Source organism: Kitasatospora sp. NPDC018058 (assembly GCF_044327205.1).
Classification (GTDB): Bacteria; Actinomycetota; Actinomycetes; order Streptomycetales; family Streptomycetaceae; genus Kitasatospora.
In genome coordinates, this window is the sequence record NZ_JBIRFA010000008.1 from 270,807 (window position 1) to 286,273 (window position 15,467).

Sequence of the window (15,467 nt, forward strand, 5' to 3'; positions counted from 1 at the left end):
CCGAGGAGCCACATCCATGACCACACCGCGCCGAAGCGCCCGTCGCCTGGTCCGCCGCTGGTGGCCGGTGGCGCTCGCGGTGCCGCTGGGCGCCGCGGCCGGCGCCGGGTACGCCGTCGTCTCGCACCCCTCGTACGCCGCCAGCGCCTACGTCCTGGTGGTGCCGCAGAACCCGGGGGAGGCGGCGACCGCGACCAACTTCGCCCAGGCGTACGGGCGGTTGACGGGCCAGCCGCAGGTGCTCGCGGTCGCGGCCGCCGAGACCGGCCACACCCTGGCCGAGCTGGAGACCCTGGTGTCGGGGACGACCTCCCCGGACGCCCCGATGATCGAGATCACCGGAACCGGCAGGCGCGCCCAGGAGGCCGCCCAGACCGCCGACGCGGTGGCCCGCTCGCTGGTCGCCTTCGCCAACACCAGCAGCAAGGACACCAACGTCCGGCTGGTGACGCTGGCGCCGGCCGCCGAGCCGGACAAGCCGACCACGCCCTCCGGCAAGCTGGACGTCGCGGTCGGCGCCGCGGCCGGGGTGCTGCTCGGGTCGCTGGTGATGACGACCCGCCGCCGCGGCGGGGCCGCCGCCGAGGCCGTGCGGGCCCCGCGGGCCGCTGAGCCGGCCGGAACCCCGACCACCCCCCGCCCGCGCAGCGAGGGCCAGGCCGCCGCCGGGAGCAAGCGATGAGCACCGAGGCCCGCGCCGCCGCCGGTCTGCCGGCCCAGTCGGCGGCACCGGCCTGGACCACCGAGCTGCGCCGCGAGGACGACGCCCTGGACACCCTCGCCGAGGAGTGGGACGACCTGGCCGCCCGCTGCCGGACCGCCACCTTCTTCCAGGCCGCGGGCTGGCAGCGCTCCTGGTGGCGCCACTACGGCCGCCCCGGTGCGCTGCTGGTGGTGCTGGTCCGCCGTGACGGCCGGCTGGTCGGCGCCGGCGCCTTCACGCGGCGCCCCGGCCCGTTCGGCGGCCTGACCGGCCTGGGCGCCGGGCTGGTCGACTACGACGACATCCTGCTCGACGACGAGTGCGCCGACCGGGCCGCCGCCGAGTTCGCCGCCGCCCTCCCGCTCACCCGCCCCTGGCACTGGCTGGAGCTGCGCGAGGTGCACCCCGAGGCGGCGGTGCAGCGGGTGTACGAGCACTGGCGCGGGTCCCGTCGGCGCTACCAGGACTCGCTCTGCCAGTACCTGCCGGCCGTCCCGATGGAGCGGCTGCTCAAGCGGGTGCCCGGCAAGACCGCCCAGCGCAGCCGGGTGAAGCTGCGCAAGATCGCCGAGGCCGGGGTGCAGGTCAGCTCCACACCGGTCGCCGAGGTGCCGGCCGCGGTGGAGGGGCTGCTGCGGCTGCACTTCCTGCAGTGGCAGGAGCGCGGCGTCACCTCCGAGCACCGGACCGAGCGCTTCGCCAAGCACCTGACCGAGTCCACCACCGACCTGGTCGCCACCGGCCGGGCGGCCGTCCACCGGTTCCACCTGAACGGCGAACTGGTCGCGGTGAACCTGCTGCTGCTCTGCCCGTCCTTCGGTGGCCTGTACCTGTACGGCGCTCACCCGGTGCTGCGCGAGCGGCTGGACATCGCCGGGCTGCTGTTCAGCGCCGCCCTGGACGAGACGGTCGGCGCGGGCATCCCGGTGCTCGGCCTGCTGCGCGGCCAGGAGTCGTACAAGCAACGGTGGCGGCCGGACCGACTCCACAACCAGCGCCTGCTGTTGGGCCCGGCGGGCGCTGCCCCGGCCGCCGCCGCCCGGGCCGGGGCGGTGCACGGCCGCCAGCAGGCTGCGCACCGGCTGCGCACCCGCTTCGCCGGGCTGAAGGAGGTCCTGTCGGCCCGCCGCCGCGGCTGAGCGGTCACCGAGCACCGCTCAGCACGGCTCAGCAGCGCTCACCGCCACGAGGGCGTCCCCGCCGCGGACGGGCTCGGCGAGGCGCCGGCCGGGGGGCTCGCCGTCGCGCCCGGCACGGCGGGAGTGCTGGGCGCGGCGGGCGGAGTCGGCGGGGTGGGTGTGGCCGGGGTACTCGGCGCCACCGGCACGATCGGGGCCGGCGGCGCCGTCGGCACCACCGCCGGCGCCCCGTTCGAACCGGACAGCAGCTGCTTGAACGCCGCGGTCGAACGCGGATTGCTCCTGCACTGGAAGAAGCCGTGCGGGCAGTAGTCGGTGACGGTCTGGTAGGCGGTGTCGTGGGTGCGCATCCAGTCGACCATCCGCCGGACGAACTCGGGGTTGTCGCCGTTGCGGAACAGCCCCCACTCCGGGTACGAGACCGGCTTGCCGCGCCTGGCGGCGAACTCCACCTGATCCTGCAGGCCGTACGGCTCGCGCACGTAATCGTCGAACGTGCTGCCGGCCGGCTGGTCGTAGCTGTCCATGCCGATGATGTCGACCACGTCGTCGCCGGGGTAGCACGTGGTCCACGGGATCGCGTCCAGGCCCCGGCTCGGCGCGAAGTCGAAGCGGAACCTCTGCCCGGGCACCGAGCGCATCACCCCGACGATCCGCCGCCAGTAGGCCTTCCAGGCGGCCGGGTCGGGCTTGCAGCGGTGGGTGTAGGTGACGCCGTTCATCTCCCAGCCGAGGGTGATGACGGTGTCCGAGCCGCCGAGCCCGACCAGTCGGCGGGCGAGCCGGAGGAAGTGGCCGTCGAAGTCCCCGCGCGAGCCCTGGGCGAGCAGCCTGGAGACCTCGCCGTCCGACACGTTCGCCTCGCCCGGCACCAGCATCGGCACGCCGAGCACGAGCATCCGGGACGGGTCGGCCAGCCGCCACTGCGACCACCTGCCGAGCACCACCGGCTCGCCCTCGATGTCGGCCCAGCCGTTGCCCGCCAGATAGGTGTGGCCGACCTGCATGTTCGCGTTGCCCAGCCAGTGGGCGTACTGGCCGAGTCGTGGGATGTAGTCGTCCCAGGAGCCGACGAAGGCGCCGAACGGCGGCTCGTGCTCCGGCCGTTGGACCGGCGGGCGGGAGGCGGCGCCGCGCGGCTCGAAGGCGTCCGAGGAGAGGCTGTGCCGCTCGGTCCGGCTGAGTGGCGTCCCGGCCGGGACACTGGCCGTGGCCGTCAGTAGCAGAGCGGCGGCGGCCAGCGTCAGACGACCGATTCGCATGGTCTCTCCTCCGGGCGTCGCGAGAGGGGCGGGGCGGTGACGACGGGGACGGACCGTGGCGTCACGTTCGCCGACAGTAGGGTCGCCGGAGGGAGGGAACGCCGAATGTCACCCTAAAGTGGGCGATATTCGAACGCCGTCAGCCGCAACACCCGCCGGGACGCGCCCGTGTATCAGCTCTGTAACGTTCCGACCAGGCCTGCGCGGCCTACCGCGGAGCGTCCGGCCACCTGGCCGAGGAGCCGACGACGCAGGTGGGCGGGCGGGCGTGCGGGCCGGGCGTGCGAGGCCGGGCGGTCGGTCGACACCCTGGACGGGCGGCGATTTCGGGCTGACTCGCGCGCCCGGTGAAAGGTACGCTCCGGCCGTGTCCTGGAAGCCGCCGCGCGTACTCACCCCCCGGTCGATCCTGCCTGCCCTGGCGGTGATGCTGGTCCTTGCGGCCGGTGCGGCGGCGCACGCCAACAAGCCGGTGCCGTTCGGCGACCGGGTGGCGGGGTCGGGCGACGCCGAGGCGACCCCGGTGAACTCGCAGTCGGTCAGCTCGGCCGACCTGGACCTCAAGGTGGTCGGCCCCGGTCTGGAGGCCTACCACAAGACGACCGGCGAGCGGGCCTGGTCGTACCGCCGTGAGGGCGCCGAGGCGCTCTACCTGGCGATGGCCGGCGACAACGCGATCGTGGTCTGGGACGACGGCCTGGTCACGTCGGTGCGCCCGGGCGACCACGAGGTGCGCTGGCACCGCGCGGTGCCGGGCCTCGCGGACTACCTGCGAGCCGACGGCGAGCCGGGCGCCGACAAGCGCACCGACGCGCAGCGCAAGCAGACCGCCGCGCAGCGGGCGGCCGCCGCGCTGCACACCGTCCAGCGGGAGGGCTCGCCCTGGCTGGCCGTGGTGACGCCGAACCTGACCATGGGCCTGCGCGACGCCGACGGCGACCTGCGCTACAACGACCGGCCCTCCAACGGCTGCCTCTACGACCCGCTGCGCACCGTCCACACCGACTACGCGGTGCTCATCCCGCGCAGCTGCACCAACAGCAGCGGGCTGGCCGTCTCCGGTGGCATCACCGGCTACCGGCTGGACAGCAACGGTTGGGCGACGAGCACCGGCCCGGCCGCCACGGTCAAGGTGCTGGACGCCAGTCGGGTGGAGATCGCCGACGGCCCGATCGTCCCGCCCAAGGTGTTCGACACCAAGGCGGCCGCGCCCGAGACGACCTGTGGCAACCCGGACGCGCCGTTCGCCGCGGTCCGACCCCAGGGCGGCTGCGCGGACCCGTCGGCGGGCCCGACCGCGGACGCCCCCGCCGCCACGGCCACCCCGGCGGCGCCGGCCGCCCCGACGGCCACCGCGACCGCCCAACCCACCGACCAGCCGACGGCGGCGCAGCAGTAGCCGAGGGGCTTCGGGTACCCCGGGGCGGTACTCGGCCACCCCGGGGCGGTCACGGCCCCGGGACGTTTCGCGCGGCCCGGTAGACTGGCCGTCATGGCTATCTTCTCCGGGCACTAGCGGGCGGGCGGCGCCCCTCTCCACCGCGCCGACCGTCGATGAAGCCCCCCTTCCCGCCGCCCGGGCCCGCACCCGGCCGCCCGCCCACGTCCCAGGAGTAGTTCCCAGCCATGATTTCCGCCAACGCCCTTGAGCTGCGCGCCGGTGCCCGGATCCTGATCGAGTCCGCGAACTTCAAGGTCGCCGCCGGCGACCGGATCGGTCTGGTCGGGCGCAACGGCGCCGGGAAGACCACGCTCACCAAGGTGCTGGCCGGCGAGGGCCTGCCGGCCGCCGGTACGGTCACCCGTTCGGGCGAGGTCGGCTACCTCCCGCAGGACCCGCGCACCGGTGACCTGGACGTCCTCGCCAAGGACCGCATCCTCTCCGCCCGCGGCCTCGACACCGTGCTGAAGAAGATGCGCGAGAACGAGGACCGGATGGCCAACGGCAAGGGCGCCACCCGGGACAACGCGATGAAGAAGTACGCCCGGCTGGAGACCGAGTTCCTCACCAAGGGCGGGTACGCCGCCGAGGCCGAGGCCGCCACCATCGCCGCCGCGTTGGGCCTGCCGGACCGCATCCTCGGCCAGCCGCTGCACACCCTCTCCGGTGGTCAGCGCCGCCGCGTCGAGCTGGCCCGGATCCTGTTCTCGGACTCCGACGTGCTGCTGCTCGACGAGCCCACCAACCACCTGGACGCGGACTCGATCGTCTGGCTGCGGGACTTCCTGAAGACCTACAAGGGCGGCTTCATCGTCATCTCGCACGACGTCGACCTGGTCGAGACGGTCGTCAACAAGGTCTTCTACCTGGACGCCAACCGCTCCTGCATCGACGTCTACAACATGGGCTGGAAGCAGTACCAGCAGCAGCGCGAGGACGACGAGAAGCGCCGCAAGCGCGAGCGGGCCAACGCCGAGAAGAAGGCCGCGACCCTGAACGCCCAGGCCGACAAGATGCGCGCCAAGGCGACCAAGACGGTGGCCGCGCAGAACATGGCCCGCCGCGCCGACAAGCTGCTCTCCGGTCTGGAGCAGGTCCGGATGAACGACAAGGTCGCCAAGCTGCGCTTCCCGGAGCCGGCGCCCTGCGGCAAGACCCCGCTGACCGCCAGCGGCCTGTCCAAGTCCTACGGCTCGCTGGAGATCTTCACCGACGTCGACCTGGCGATCGACCGGGGTTCCCGGGTCGTCGTGCTCGGTTTCAACGGTGCCGGCAAGACCACCCTGCTGCGGATGCTGGCCGGGGTGGAGGCGCCGGACACCGGGGAGGTCATCCCGGGCCACGGGCTGAAGATCGGTTACTACGCCCAGGAGCACGAGACGCTCGACGCGGACCGTTCCGTCCTGGAGAACATGCGCTCGGCCGCACCGGACACCGACCTGGTGCAGATCCGCAAGATCCTTGGCTCCTTCCTGTTCTCCGGCGACGACGTGGACAAGCCGGCCGGGGTGCTCTCCGGTGGTGAGAAGACCCGTCTGGCGCTGGCCACCCTGGTGGTCTCCTCCGCCAACGTGCTGCTGCTCGACGAGCCCACCAACAACCTCGACCCGGCCAGCCGCGAGGAGATCCTGGGCGCGCTGCGCGAGTTCTCCGGGGCGGTCGTGCTGGTCACCCACGACGAGGGAGCGGTCGAGGCGCTCGACCCGGAGCGGATCATCCTGCTGCCGGACGGCGTGGAGGACCTGTGGAACCCGTCCTACGCCGATCTGGTCTCGCTGGCCTGACCGGAAGTAGACGCCGCATCCGTTTTTCGGACCAGAAAATCTAGTCCTTTCGGCGTGTCCGGGAATGAAGTAGCCCCGGATTCCGTTTAAGGACTTCCTGTCGGCCCGCCACTCGATCGTGGTCGGGCCGACGCTGCTGATCAGCTCTTTCGCGGCGAACGGCGGCACCCACCCGGGGGCGTGCACTCTGCGTGAGCGCCCTGGTGCGCTCGGATCACCACCGCAGGACCACGCATTTGCGACATCGACCTCGTCGAATGGGTGGCCAGGACGCGGTGGATGGGTGATCATGGGAATCTGACCGAGCAACGCTACGAGGAGGCACGGGTGGCCGAGACTCTGAAAAAGGGCAGCCGGGTGACCGGTGCCGCGCGTGAGAAGCTCGCGGCCGATCTCAAGAAGAAGTACGACTCCGGGGCGAGCATTCGCGCTCTCGCGGAGGAGACCGGTCGTTCGTACGGCTTCGTGCACCGGATGCTGAGCGAGTCCGGAGTGATCCTCCGGGGCCGCGGCGGTGCCACGCGGGGCAAGAACAAGGCGACTGCCGGGGCCGGTTCCTGACGGTCCATCACCCCATAGCTGGATGACGCGGCGGTACGGCGCCGACCGGGGAGACGACAGCTGACCGCAGCTGGGCGTCCACCCTCGGGTCGAGCGGACCGGCCGCCGATCGTCATGCCCGGATCCCCGGGCTCCCGGCCATCCGTCGATCTTTCCGGGCCTGGGCCCTGCCCACGCGCGCCCAGGTTTGTTACTCTCCGGTAGCCACGTCCCTCGCCACCGGAGGTCCCCGCATGACCGCCCCCGCCACCGACCCGCAGGCCCCGAGCTGGGAGCGGGACGGCGTCCGCCTGGAGATCGACGGCGAACTCGCCGTCGTCACCCTCTGTCAGCCCAAGCGGCGCAACGCCCAGTCGCCCGCGCTCTGGCGCGCCCTCGCCGCCGCCGGGCGCGAACTGCCCGGCAGCGTCCGGGTGGTGCTGCTGCGCGCCGAGGGCGTCTCCTTCTCCGCCGGGCTGGACCGGGCCATGTTCACCGCCGAGGGCATCCCCGGCGAGCCCACCTTCCTCCAGCTCGCGGGCTCCGCTGACAAGGAGCTGGACGACACCATCGCCTCCTACCAGGAGGCCTTCACCTGGTGGCGCCGTTCCGACCTGGTCTCCATCGCCGTCGTCCAGGGCCACGCCGTCGGCGCGGGCTTCCAGCTTGCCCTCGGCTGCGACCTGCGGGTGGTCGCCGACGACGTGCAGTTCGCTATGAAGGAGACCTCGCTCGGCCTCGTCCCCGACCTGGCCGGGACCAAGCCGCTGGTCGAACTCGTCGGCTACGCCCGGGCGCTGGAGATCTGCGCGACCGGCCGCTGGGTCGGCGGCGAGGAGGCCGCCGCGATCGGGCTGGCCAACGTGACCGTCCCCGGCGCCGAGCTGGACGCCACCGCCCGTGACCTGGCCGCCGCCCTGCTGGCCGCGCCGCGCGGCGCCGTCATCGAGACCAAGGCGCTGCTGCAGGGGGCCTCCGGGCGCTCCTTCGACGAGCAGCGTTCCGCCGAGCGGGCTGCGCAGGCGCGCCGGCTGCGGGAGCTCGCGGGGATCGGCGACTGAGCCGGTAGGCCGTTCGTGGGAGGCCCGGCCCCGGGGAACACCCGGGGCCGGGCCTTCGGTGTTCCCCGGGCTGCTCCCCGTGGCGCTCCCGGCGGGCGGGGAACGTGGCGAAATGTCAGAGTTGGGGAGGTTTGCGATATAGCTGGAGCCGTACGACGGGAGATGCGCCCCATGCCTGACACTCCGACGCCCGCGACCCTGCACAAGAACCCCGGCAACGCCCCCACCCCCGGTCCGCCCGGAGCCAGGCCCGGCTCCGGCACGGGCGGCGGCGGGGACGGCGGTCGGTCCGCCGGCGAGCGCGGCCGGACGGCACTGGCCGTCGGGGTGGTCGAGAAGATCGCCGGGATGGCCGCCCGGGAGGTTTCCGGCATCCACGCCCTGGGGTCCGGGCTGGCCCGTACCTTCGGGGCGATGCGGGACCGGGTGCCCGGCGGCAAGTCCAGCATCGGCCGCGGCATCAAGGCCGAGGTCGGCGAGAAGCAGACCGCGATCGACATCGCCCTGGTGGTCGAGTACGGCGTGGTGATCCCCGAACTGGCCCGGCAGGTGCGGGAGAACATCATCGACGCGGTGGAGCGGATGACCGGCCTGGAGGTCGTCGAGGTCAACATCGCGGTCAACGATGTCCACCTCCCGGACGAACCGGAGTTCGAGGAGGAAGAGGAGCCGATCACGGCGCCGGGGCAGCGGCCCAAGCTCAAGTGACACCCGGCCGCGGGGATCGGCCAGGGTGTTCGGCGGAGGACGAGGGAGTAGCGGATGGACCTGGCCATGGTCGGTCTGGTGGTGGGCATGGCCCTCGGCTTCGCCGGGTACTTCGGCGGGTTCGCGGCGTTCCTGCTGGTGGCGGCGCTCGGGCTGGTCGGCTTCGTGGTCGGGCGGTTGCTGGAGGGCGACATCGATCTGGGTGACCTCGGGGACCTGCTCCGCGGCCGTGACCGGCGGCGTTGATGAAGGCCCCCGGGTCCGCCGCCGCTGTCGTTCCGGGCCGGCGGGGGCGACTGCGGGTCTCGGAGCGCGTCTACGCCCGGATCGCGGACCAGGTCGCGCGGGAACTGCTCGCGGAGGCCTGGGCCGGGCGGTCGGCGAAGGGGGCGCCGCCCCGGGTGTCGGTGGCGGTGCCGGGCAGCACGGTGACCGTGCGGGTGGCCGTTGAGCTGCCGTTTCCGGCCGACCTCGCCAGGTGGGCCGCCGGACTGCGGGAGCGGGTCGGGGCGCAGGTGGCGGGGTTGACCGGGACCAGGGTGTCCGACGTGGTCGTCGTGGTGGAGAAGCTGGTCATCCGGGGAGCGTTGTGAGCGGCGATCAGGAGTCCCCGGAGGCCGTACCGAAGGTGCCCAGGCTGCGGGCGACCCGGGCCGGGGCGGCGACGCTGGTCGCCACGGTGGTGCTGGTGGGGGCGGGAGCACTGCTGTACGACGTGATCGCGGTGCGGGCCGGGCAGCCGGCCAAGCGGTGGCGGGTGCAGATCGCGGGCGAGCTGGCGACGCGTCACCTCGACGACCCGTGGGTGCTGGTGGGGGCGGGGGTCGCGACCCTGCTCGGCGGGTGGCTGCTCTGGCTGGCGATCGCGCCCGGGCTGCGGCGGTGGCTGGTGCTGCGGCCGTACGGGGGGACGAGCGCGGCGATCGACAAGGGCGGGATCGGGCATCTGCTGGCGGACCGGGCGGCGGGGCTGGACGGCATCGACCACCTGCGGAGCCGGGTGGGGCGGCGGAGGATCCGGGTGGAGGTGAGCGGGTCGGCCGATCCGGCGTTGGTGCAGCGGCAACTGCGGGAGGAGTTGGAGCGGGTGGGGTTGGCGCGGCCGTTGCGACTGGATGTTCGGACGACGGGGTGGCAGACGGCCGGTGGGGGTGCCGGCGGGGCCGCCGGTGGCGGCGTCGGCGGGGCGGGGGAGGGGTCGGCGGGGTGACTCGAACGGTCGTCAACCGGGTGCTGTTGGGGGTGGTGGGGGTCGTTGTGCTGGGGTGCGGGGTGCTGGTGCTCGCCGGTGGGTTCGACCTGTACCGGCGGTTGGGCGTGGATCCGCCGAGCTGGTGGCCGCTCACCTCGCCCGACCAGCCGGTGGTCAGCAAGCCGTCGCGGTGGCGGTGGGCCGGTTCGTCCTGGTGGTGGCCGACGGTGATCGGCGTGCTCTCGGTGCTGGTGGTCGGGATGGCGTGGTGGCTGGTGGCGCAGCTGCGGCGGACCGGGCTGTCGAGCATCGCGGTGCCCACGCCGGGGGTGGGCGGACTGCGGCTGCGGGTGAGCGCGCGGGCGCTGGAGGAGGCGCTGGAGAACGGGACGGCGGTGCTGCCGGAGGTCGAGCGGGCGGGCGTGCGACTGGTGCGGGCGCCGCGGCATCCCCGGCTGCGGGGGGCCGTACGGCTGACGCCGGGCGGGGATCCGGTCGGGCTGGTGGAGCACTTCGAGGACGGGCCCCGGACGGACGCCCTGGGGAGCCTGGGGCTGGCGGAGCTGCCGGCCGACCTGCGGATCCGGGTGTTGCAGCGGGCCCCCGTCGAGCGCCGGCGCTGGTTCCGTCGGCGTCGGCGGGGGCACCCGCGGGTGGTGTAGGCGGGGGGCGTCCTCAGGGCGTGCCCAGGGCCTGCCCGGCGAGGTCCGCCGGACAGGCCCTAGAGGGAACGGAGCGCGCCGCCGTCGACCGGGACCATGATGCCGGTCAGGTAGGAGGCGGCGGGGGAGAGCAGGAAGGCGGCGACCCTGCCGAACTCCTCGGGGGTGCCGTAGCGGCCGAGTGGGATGTCGGCGCTGTGCTGGGCGCGGGCGGCCGCCGGGTCGGGGGTGAGGGAGTCGAGCTCGCGGACCCGGTCGGTGTCGATCCGGGCCGGGAGCAGGCCGAGCACCCGGATGCCGCGGGGGCCGAGCTCGTCGGCGAGGGCCTTGGCGGCCATGGCCAGGCCGGGGCGCAGGCCGTTCGAGATGCCCAGGCCGGGGATCGGCTGGCGGACCGAGCTGGAGAGCACGAAGCCGATCACGCCGCCGGAGCGGAGATCGGCGGCGGCGGTGCGGGCGATTCGCAGGGCGCCGAGGAAGACCGATTCGAAGGCGTCGCGCCAGGCGGACTCGGGGGTGGTCTCCACCGGGCCGGCCTGGGGGCCGCCGACGCTGATCAGGATGCCGTCGAGGCGGCCGAAGCGGTCGTGGGCCTCGGCGATCAGGCGTTCGGCGGTGTCGGGGGCGGCGTTGTCGGCGACCAGGCCGTGGGCGGTGCCGAGGGTGTTCAGTTCGGTGACGGCGGCGTCGACGGCCTGCTGGGTGCGGCCGCTGATGAGGACGCGGGCGCCGTCGGCGGCGAGTTCGCGGGCGGCGGCGAGGCCGAGGCCTCGGGTGGCGCCGGTGACGATGTAGGCCTTGTCCTTGAGTCCTAGATCCATGGGGACATCTTGCCGGGCTGCGGGGGTGTTCGTGTGTGGGGGGAGGGCTCTCGGGAGGGTGGGTGCGTGGCGTGGCTGGCGTTGACGTGTGCGGCAAGGTTTACGGTCGTTGGCGGCTGTTCGGGAGGAGTGGTTCGGCGTGCGGATCGGGGAGTTGGCGGAGCGGGCGGGGACGACCACGCGGGCGTTGCGGTACTACGAGCAGTTGGGGTTGTTGCCGGCCCGGCGGGCGGGCAACGGGTACCGGGCGTACGACGAGGGGGATCTGCGGCTGTTGCGGGAGATCCGGATGCTGCAGGACTTCGGGTTCGGGTTGGAGGAGACCCGGCCGTTCGTGGAGTGCCTGCGGGCCGGGCACCCGGAGGGGGATTCGTGTCCGGCGTCGCTGGAGGTGTATCGGCGGAAGCTGGCCGAGTTGGACGAGTGCATCGCGAAGTTGCAGGACGTGCGGCAGCAGGTGGCCGGGCAGTTCGAGCGGGCGGTGCGGGCGCGGGACGAGCTCGCGGCTTCCGAGCGGCCACCGGTGTGTGAACTGACGAAGGAGTAGGCGATGGTGGAGATCGCGGGTGTGCCGGCGGTGACGGACGAGACTTTCGCCGCGGAGGTGTTGGCGGCGGAGGGGCCGGTGCTGGTGGACTTCACGGCGGACTGGTGCCCGCCGTGCCGGATGATGGCGCCGGTGCTGGCGGACATCGCGCGGGAGGAGGCGCACCGGCTGCGGGTGGTGAGCGTGGACGTGGACCGCAATCCGCGGACGCAGGCGGCGTACGGGGTGCTGTCGATGCCGACGCTGATGGTTTTCCGCGGTGGGCAGCCGGTGCGGTCGGTGGTGGGGGCGCGGGCGAAGGCGCGGTTGTTGCGGGAGTTGGAGGATGTGATCTAGATGTTCTAGGCCGGGAGGGCGTCGAGGGGGACCTCGGGTTCGGCGGCCTGCTTGGCACGGTCCTTGGCTTCGCGGCGGATGAGGACCCAGACGCCGACCGGGATCATCGCGGTGAACAGCCACCACTGGATGGCGTAGGCCATGTGCGGGCCGATGTCGGAGTGGTTGGGCTCGGGGATCAGCTGGGGCTGGTCGGCGGGGGCCGGGGTGGTGCCGGTGAGTTCGAGGTAGCCGCCGAGGAGGGTGGTGCCGGTCTCCTTGGCCTGCTGTTCGGTGTTGATCAGGTTGAACTGGCGGGCGGGCAGGCCGGCCCGGTCCTTGACGAAACCGCCGCTGCTGCCGGCGGTCTCGTCGGGGCGCAGGCGGCCGGCCAGGGTGACCTCGCCGGTCGGAGCGGCCGGGACGGGCGGGTACTCGGTGGCGCCGTCGCCGGAGGGGACCCAGCCGCGGTTGACCAGGACGGTGCCCTTGCCGTCGGAGAGCTTCAGCGGGGTGACGACGAAGTAGCCGATGGTCCCGTTGGAGTCGGTCCGCTTGCGGACCACGAACTCGTGTGCCGGGTCGTACTGCCCGGTGGCCGTCACGGCGTGCCAGGTGACGTCCTCGGGCACCGCGGAGCCGGGGGTCGGCGACAGGGTGTCGTAGGGCTCCGGCGAGGCGGTGAGGGCCTTGCCGATCAGCTCGTTCCGGGCCACCCGCGCCTCGTGGCGGTGCAGCTGCCAGAAACCCAGCTTGATCGTCGCGGGGATCAGCAGCAGCGCGATCAGCATGGTGATCAGCCACTGCCGGGTCAGCAGAAAACGGTACACACGGGAACCGTACGCCGACCTCACAACCGCCTCACGCACCGGGGTGCGGGGCGACCTCGCGCAGCAACTGGAGGAAGGCGTCCTCGCCGACCACCGGGGTGCCGACCTCGCGGGCCTTGCGGGCCTTGCCGCTCCAGCTGTTCGGCTCGTTGGTGACCAGGAGGCTGGTGAGCCGGCTCACCGAGGTGGCGATGTGCAGGCCGGCCTCGACGGTGCGGTCCTCCAGCACCTCGCGGTCGGTGGCGGTGTCGCCGGTGAAGGCCACCCGCATGCCCTGGACCAGGGGCTTGCCGTCCTCCCAGCGCCCGGGGTTGGGGTACGGGCAGGGCGGGCGCTTCTTGGCCTGGCGGTACTGGGAACCGGTCCAGTTGCCGCGGGCGGGGGTGTCGGGCTCGTCCTCGCCGAGGTCGGTGACCGCGACGCAGGTCTGGAGCGGGAGGGGCACACCGCCCAGACGGGCCAGGTGCAGGCTGGGGCGGAAGGCCTCGGCGAGCACCCGGGCGTCGTCCAGGGCGTTGTGGGCGTGGCGCTGCTGGACGCCGAAGTGGGCGGCGAGCGAGGCGAGCTTGCCGTTGGGCAGCGGCAGGCGCAGGTCGCGGGAGAGGACCATGGTGCACAGTCGCTGCTCGACCGGGACGCGGCGGCCGGCCCGGGAGAACTCGCGGGAGATCATGTTCCAGTCGAAGAGCGCGTTGTGGGCGACCAGGACACGGTTCTCCAGGCGCGCGGCGAACTCGTCGGCGATCTGGGGGAAGGTCGGGGCGCAGGAGAGCAGTTCGGAGGTGAGGCCGTGGATCCACACCGGGCCCGGGTCCCGTTCGGGGTTGACCAGGGTGTACCAGTGGTCGGTGACCTCACCGTCCTGGTCCAGCTGGTAGACGCCCGCGGAGATGACACGGTCGGAGCGGCCGAGACCGGTGGTCTCGACGTCGACGACCGCGAAGCCCTCGGCGGGGGCGGCGGAGCGCTGGGCGGGGACCGGGGCGGTCCGCGGCGCGCCGTACGTCTCGGGCTGGATCGGTTGCATGGTCCAACAGGATAAGGGGCGTGGTGGTCGGGGCCGGTCGGAATGTTGCGACCGGGGAGCCGGAATAGAGTGGTCGGCGGGGGTGTCGTACACCTGGTCGAGATCGTTTCCGGCCCTCTGGCCGGATTTGTGTGAGGAAGAACGCATGCGCGCCACCGTGATCCACGGACCCAACGACATCCGGATCGAAGAGGTGCCGGACCCGGCGGTCCAGCACCCGACGGACGTGGTGGTCCGGGTGGTGAACGCCTGCATCTGCGGCAGCGACCTGTGGGCCTACCGGGGGGTGGCGCAGCGGGTGGCCGGGCAGCGGATCGGGCACGAGTTCCTCGGCGTGGTCGAGGAGGTCGGCGCCGAGGTCCGGGGCTTCGCGAAGGGCGATCTGGTGGTGGCGCCCTTTGTCTGGTCGGACGGGGTCTGCGAGTTCTGCCGGGAGGGCCTGCAGACCTCCTGCCCGCACGGCGGGTTCTGGGGGCAGGTCGGCTCGGACGGCGGCCAGGGCGAGGCGGTGCGGGTGCCGTTCGCGGACGGGACGCTGGTGAAGCTGCCGAAGGAGGCGGCGGGCGACGAGAAGCTGCTGCCGGGGCTGCTGGCGCTGTCCGACGTGATGTCCACCGGCCATCACGCGGCGGTCTCCGCCCGGGTGCGTCCGGGTGTGACGGTCGCGGTGGTGGGCGACGGCGCCGTGGGCCTGTGCGGTGTGCTGGCGGCGCACCGGCTGGGTGCGGGCCGGATCATCGCGCTGGGCCGGCACCCCGCCCGGACCGAGCTGGCCCGGCGCTTCGGGGCGACCGACGTGGTGGCCGAGCGCGGGGACGCGGCGGTCGAGGCGGTGAAGGAGCTGACCGGCGGCCTGGGCGCGCACGCGGTGCTGGAGGCGGTCGGCACCGAGGAGTCGATGCGGACGGCGATCTCGATCGCCCGGGACGGTGGCTCGGTCGGTTACGTGGGTGTGCCGCACGGCGGCAGCGCGGGCGTCGATATCGGTCAGATGTTCGGCCGAAACGTTTCGCTGAACGGCGGCGTCGCGCCGGCCCGCGCGTACATCCCCGAGCTGCTGCCGGACGTGCTGTCCGGGGCCATCGAGCCCGGGCTCGTGTTCGACCGCACGGTGGACCTGGACGGGGTGCCGGACGGCTACCGGGCGATGGACGACCGTTCGGCGCTGAAGGTCCGCATCGCGTTCTGACGCGTCGTCAAAAGGGGTGGCACCGCTGGTCGGTGTCACCCCTTTCGCATGGGGCGGCGGCGCCTGGAAGTGGCGCGAGTGGCGGTTTTCAGCCAATTGGATAGTGCGAAGGGGTGAATGACTGACTGATCGCCGTGAACCCCTTTCGGGGCGGGCACGACGCTCCTAGCATTGCGCGGCGCGCACCGGACATGTGACACCCCTCACGTGCGATCGCCCCACTCGGGCGACGCTACGCATCCGAAG

The 15,467-nt window shown here is 73.2% G+C and carries 18 protein-coding genes; 13 read left to right on the top strand and 5 right to left on the bottom strand.

Annotated features, from left to right (window positions below; genetic code table 11):
* Positions 1 to 16: 16 nt before the first annotated feature.
* Both ACH4E7_RS14260 and ACH4E7_RS14265 read left to right on the top strand, forming a co-directional pair.
* The gene (locus tag ACH4E7_RS14260; RefSeq protein ID WP_396249331.1) at positions 17 to 682 is read left to right on the top strand and encodes a Wzz/FepE/Etk N-terminal domain-containing protein; all 666 of its coding nucleotides are present in this window, start codon (positions 17 to 19) and stop codon (positions 680 to 682) included.
* Positions 679 to 1,842: a GNAT family N-acetyltransferase gene (locus tag ACH4E7_RS14265; protein WP_396249332.1), complete on the top strand. Its 1,164-nt coding sequence runs from the start codon at positions 679 to 681 to the stop codon at positions 1,840 to 1,842. Before ACH4E7_RS14260 ends, ACH4E7_RS14265 begins: the two co-directional genes overlap by 4 nt.
* A 38-nt stretch (positions 1,843 to 1,880) precedes the next feature.
* Here the strand turns inward: ACH4E7_RS14265 and ACH4E7_RS14270 are convergent, their stop codons facing one another.
* Positions 1,881 to 3,104: a glycoside hydrolase family 26 protein gene (locus ACH4E7_RS14270; RefSeq protein ID WP_396249333.1), complete on the bottom strand. Its 1,224-nt coding sequence runs from the start codon at positions 3,102 to 3,104 to the stop codon at positions 1,881 to 1,883.
* Between the two features lie 367 nt (positions 3,105 to 3,471).
* Between ACH4E7_RS14270 and ACH4E7_RS14275 the strand changes: the two genes are divergently transcribed.
* The 6 genes from ACH4E7_RS14275 (at position 3,472) to ACH4E7_RS14300 (ending at position 8,884) form a co-directional block, all read left to right on the top strand.
* Positions 3,472 to 4,503: a hypothetical protein gene (locus tag ACH4E7_RS14275; protein WP_396249334.1), complete on the top strand. Its 1,032-nt coding sequence runs from the start codon at positions 3,472 to 3,474 to the stop codon at positions 4,501 to 4,503.
* A 227-nt stretch (positions 4,504 to 4,730) separates the two neighbouring features.
* Complete coding sequence (locus ACH4E7_RS14280; protein WP_355674815.1) at positions 4,731 to 6,329, top strand: ABC-F family ATP-binding cassette domain-containing protein; 1,599 nt, start codon at positions 4,731 to 4,733, stop codon at positions 6,327 to 6,329.
* A gap of 327 nt (positions 6,330 to 6,656) precedes the next feature.
* Positions 6,657 to 6,890: a helix-turn-helix domain-containing protein gene (locus ACH4E7_RS14285; RefSeq protein ID WP_030059940.1), complete on the top strand. Its 234-nt coding sequence runs from the start codon at positions 6,657 to 6,659 to the stop codon at positions 6,888 to 6,890.
* Positions 6,891 to 7,123: 233 nt separating this feature from the next.
* Entirely contained in the window at positions 7,124 to 7,930 is an 807-nt protein-coding gene (locus ACH4E7_RS14290; protein WP_396249335.1) for an enoyl-CoA hydratase/isomerase family protein, read from the top strand.
* 171 nt (positions 7,931 to 8,101) lie between these two features.
* On the top strand, positions 8,102 to 8,638 hold the full coding sequence (locus tag ACH4E7_RS14295) for an Asp23/Gls24 family envelope stress response protein (RefSeq protein ID WP_396249336.1): 537 nt from the start codon (positions 8,102 to 8,104) through the stop codon (positions 8,636 to 8,638).
* A 54-nt stretch (positions 8,639 to 8,692) separates the two neighbouring features.
* Complete coding sequence (locus ACH4E7_RS14300; protein ID WP_355674818.1) at positions 8,693 to 8,884, top strand: hypothetical protein; 192 nt, start codon at positions 8,693 to 8,695, stop codon at positions 8,882 to 8,884.
* Between the two features lie 70 nt (positions 8,885 to 8,954).
* On the opposite strand, the gene ACH4E7_RS14305 is transcribed toward ACH4E7_RS14300, so the two are convergent.
* A complete protein-coding gene (locus ACH4E7_RS14305; protein WP_396249337.1) occupies positions 8,955 to 9,215 on the bottom strand; it encodes a hypothetical protein in 261 nt (86 codons plus the stop codon).
* A 12-nt stretch (positions 9,216 to 9,227) separates the two neighbouring features.
* Here ACH4E7_RS14305 and ACH4E7_RS14310 point away from each other — a divergent pair, with 12 nt between their 5' ends.
* Both ACH4E7_RS14310 and ACH4E7_RS14315 read left to right on the top strand, forming a co-directional pair.
* The gene (locus ACH4E7_RS14310) at positions 9,228 to 9,848 is read left to right on the top strand and encodes a DUF6286 domain-containing protein (RefSeq protein WP_396249338.1); all 621 of its coding nucleotides are present in this window, start codon (positions 9,228 to 9,230) and stop codon (positions 9,846 to 9,848) included.
* A complete protein-coding gene (locus ACH4E7_RS14315) occupies positions 9,845 to 10,492 on the top strand; it encodes an alkaline shock response membrane anchor protein AmaP (RefSeq protein ID WP_396249339.1) in 648 nt (215 codons plus the stop codon). Before ACH4E7_RS14310 ends, ACH4E7_RS14315 begins: the two co-directional genes overlap by 4 nt.
* A gap of 59 nt (positions 10,493 to 10,551) precedes the next feature.
* Here ACH4E7_RS14315 and ACH4E7_RS14320 read toward each other — a convergent pair whose 3' ends face one another.
* Entirely contained in the window at positions 10,552 to 11,313 is a 762-nt protein-coding gene (locus ACH4E7_RS14320; RefSeq protein WP_396249340.1) for an SDR family oxidoreductase, read from the bottom strand.
* A gap of 139 nt (positions 11,314 to 11,452) precedes the next feature.
* On the opposite strand from ACH4E7_RS14320, the gene ACH4E7_RS14325 reads away from it, so the two are divergent.
* Entirely contained in the window at positions 11,453 to 11,860 is a 408-nt protein-coding gene (locus ACH4E7_RS14325; protein ID WP_396249382.1) for a MerR family transcriptional regulator, read from the top strand.
* A gap of 3 nt (positions 11,861 to 11,863) precedes the next feature.
* Entirely contained in the window at positions 11,864 to 12,196 is a 333-nt protein-coding gene (gene trxA / locus ACH4E7_RS14330; RefSeq protein ID WP_396249341.1) for a thioredoxin, read from the top strand.
* 5 nt (positions 12,197 to 12,201) lie between these two features.
* On the opposite strand, the gene ACH4E7_RS14335 is transcribed toward trxA, so the two are convergent.
* Together ACH4E7_RS14335 and ACH4E7_RS14340 are read right to left on the bottom strand one after the other, a co-directional pair.
* Positions 12,202 to 13,005 (bottom strand): SURF1 family protein, encoded by an 804-nt coding sequence (locus tag ACH4E7_RS14335; RefSeq protein WP_396249342.1) that lies wholly within the window; start codon positions 13,003 to 13,005, stop codon positions 12,202 to 12,204.
* A gap of 31 nt (positions 13,006 to 13,036) precedes the next feature.
* On the bottom strand, positions 13,037 to 14,032 hold the full coding sequence (locus ACH4E7_RS14340) for a DEDDh family exonuclease (RefSeq protein ID WP_396249343.1): 996 nt from the start codon (positions 14,030 to 14,032) through the stop codon (positions 13,037 to 13,039).
* A gap of 145 nt (positions 14,033 to 14,177) precedes the next feature.
* On the opposite strand from ACH4E7_RS14340, the gene ACH4E7_RS14345 reads away from it, so the two are divergent.
* Positions 14,178 to 15,221: a zinc-dependent alcohol dehydrogenase family protein gene (locus ACH4E7_RS14345; protein ID WP_396249344.1), complete on the top strand. Its 1,044-nt coding sequence runs from the start codon at positions 14,178 to 14,180 to the stop codon at positions 15,219 to 15,221.
* Positions 15,222 to 15,467: the final 246 nt, after the last annotated feature.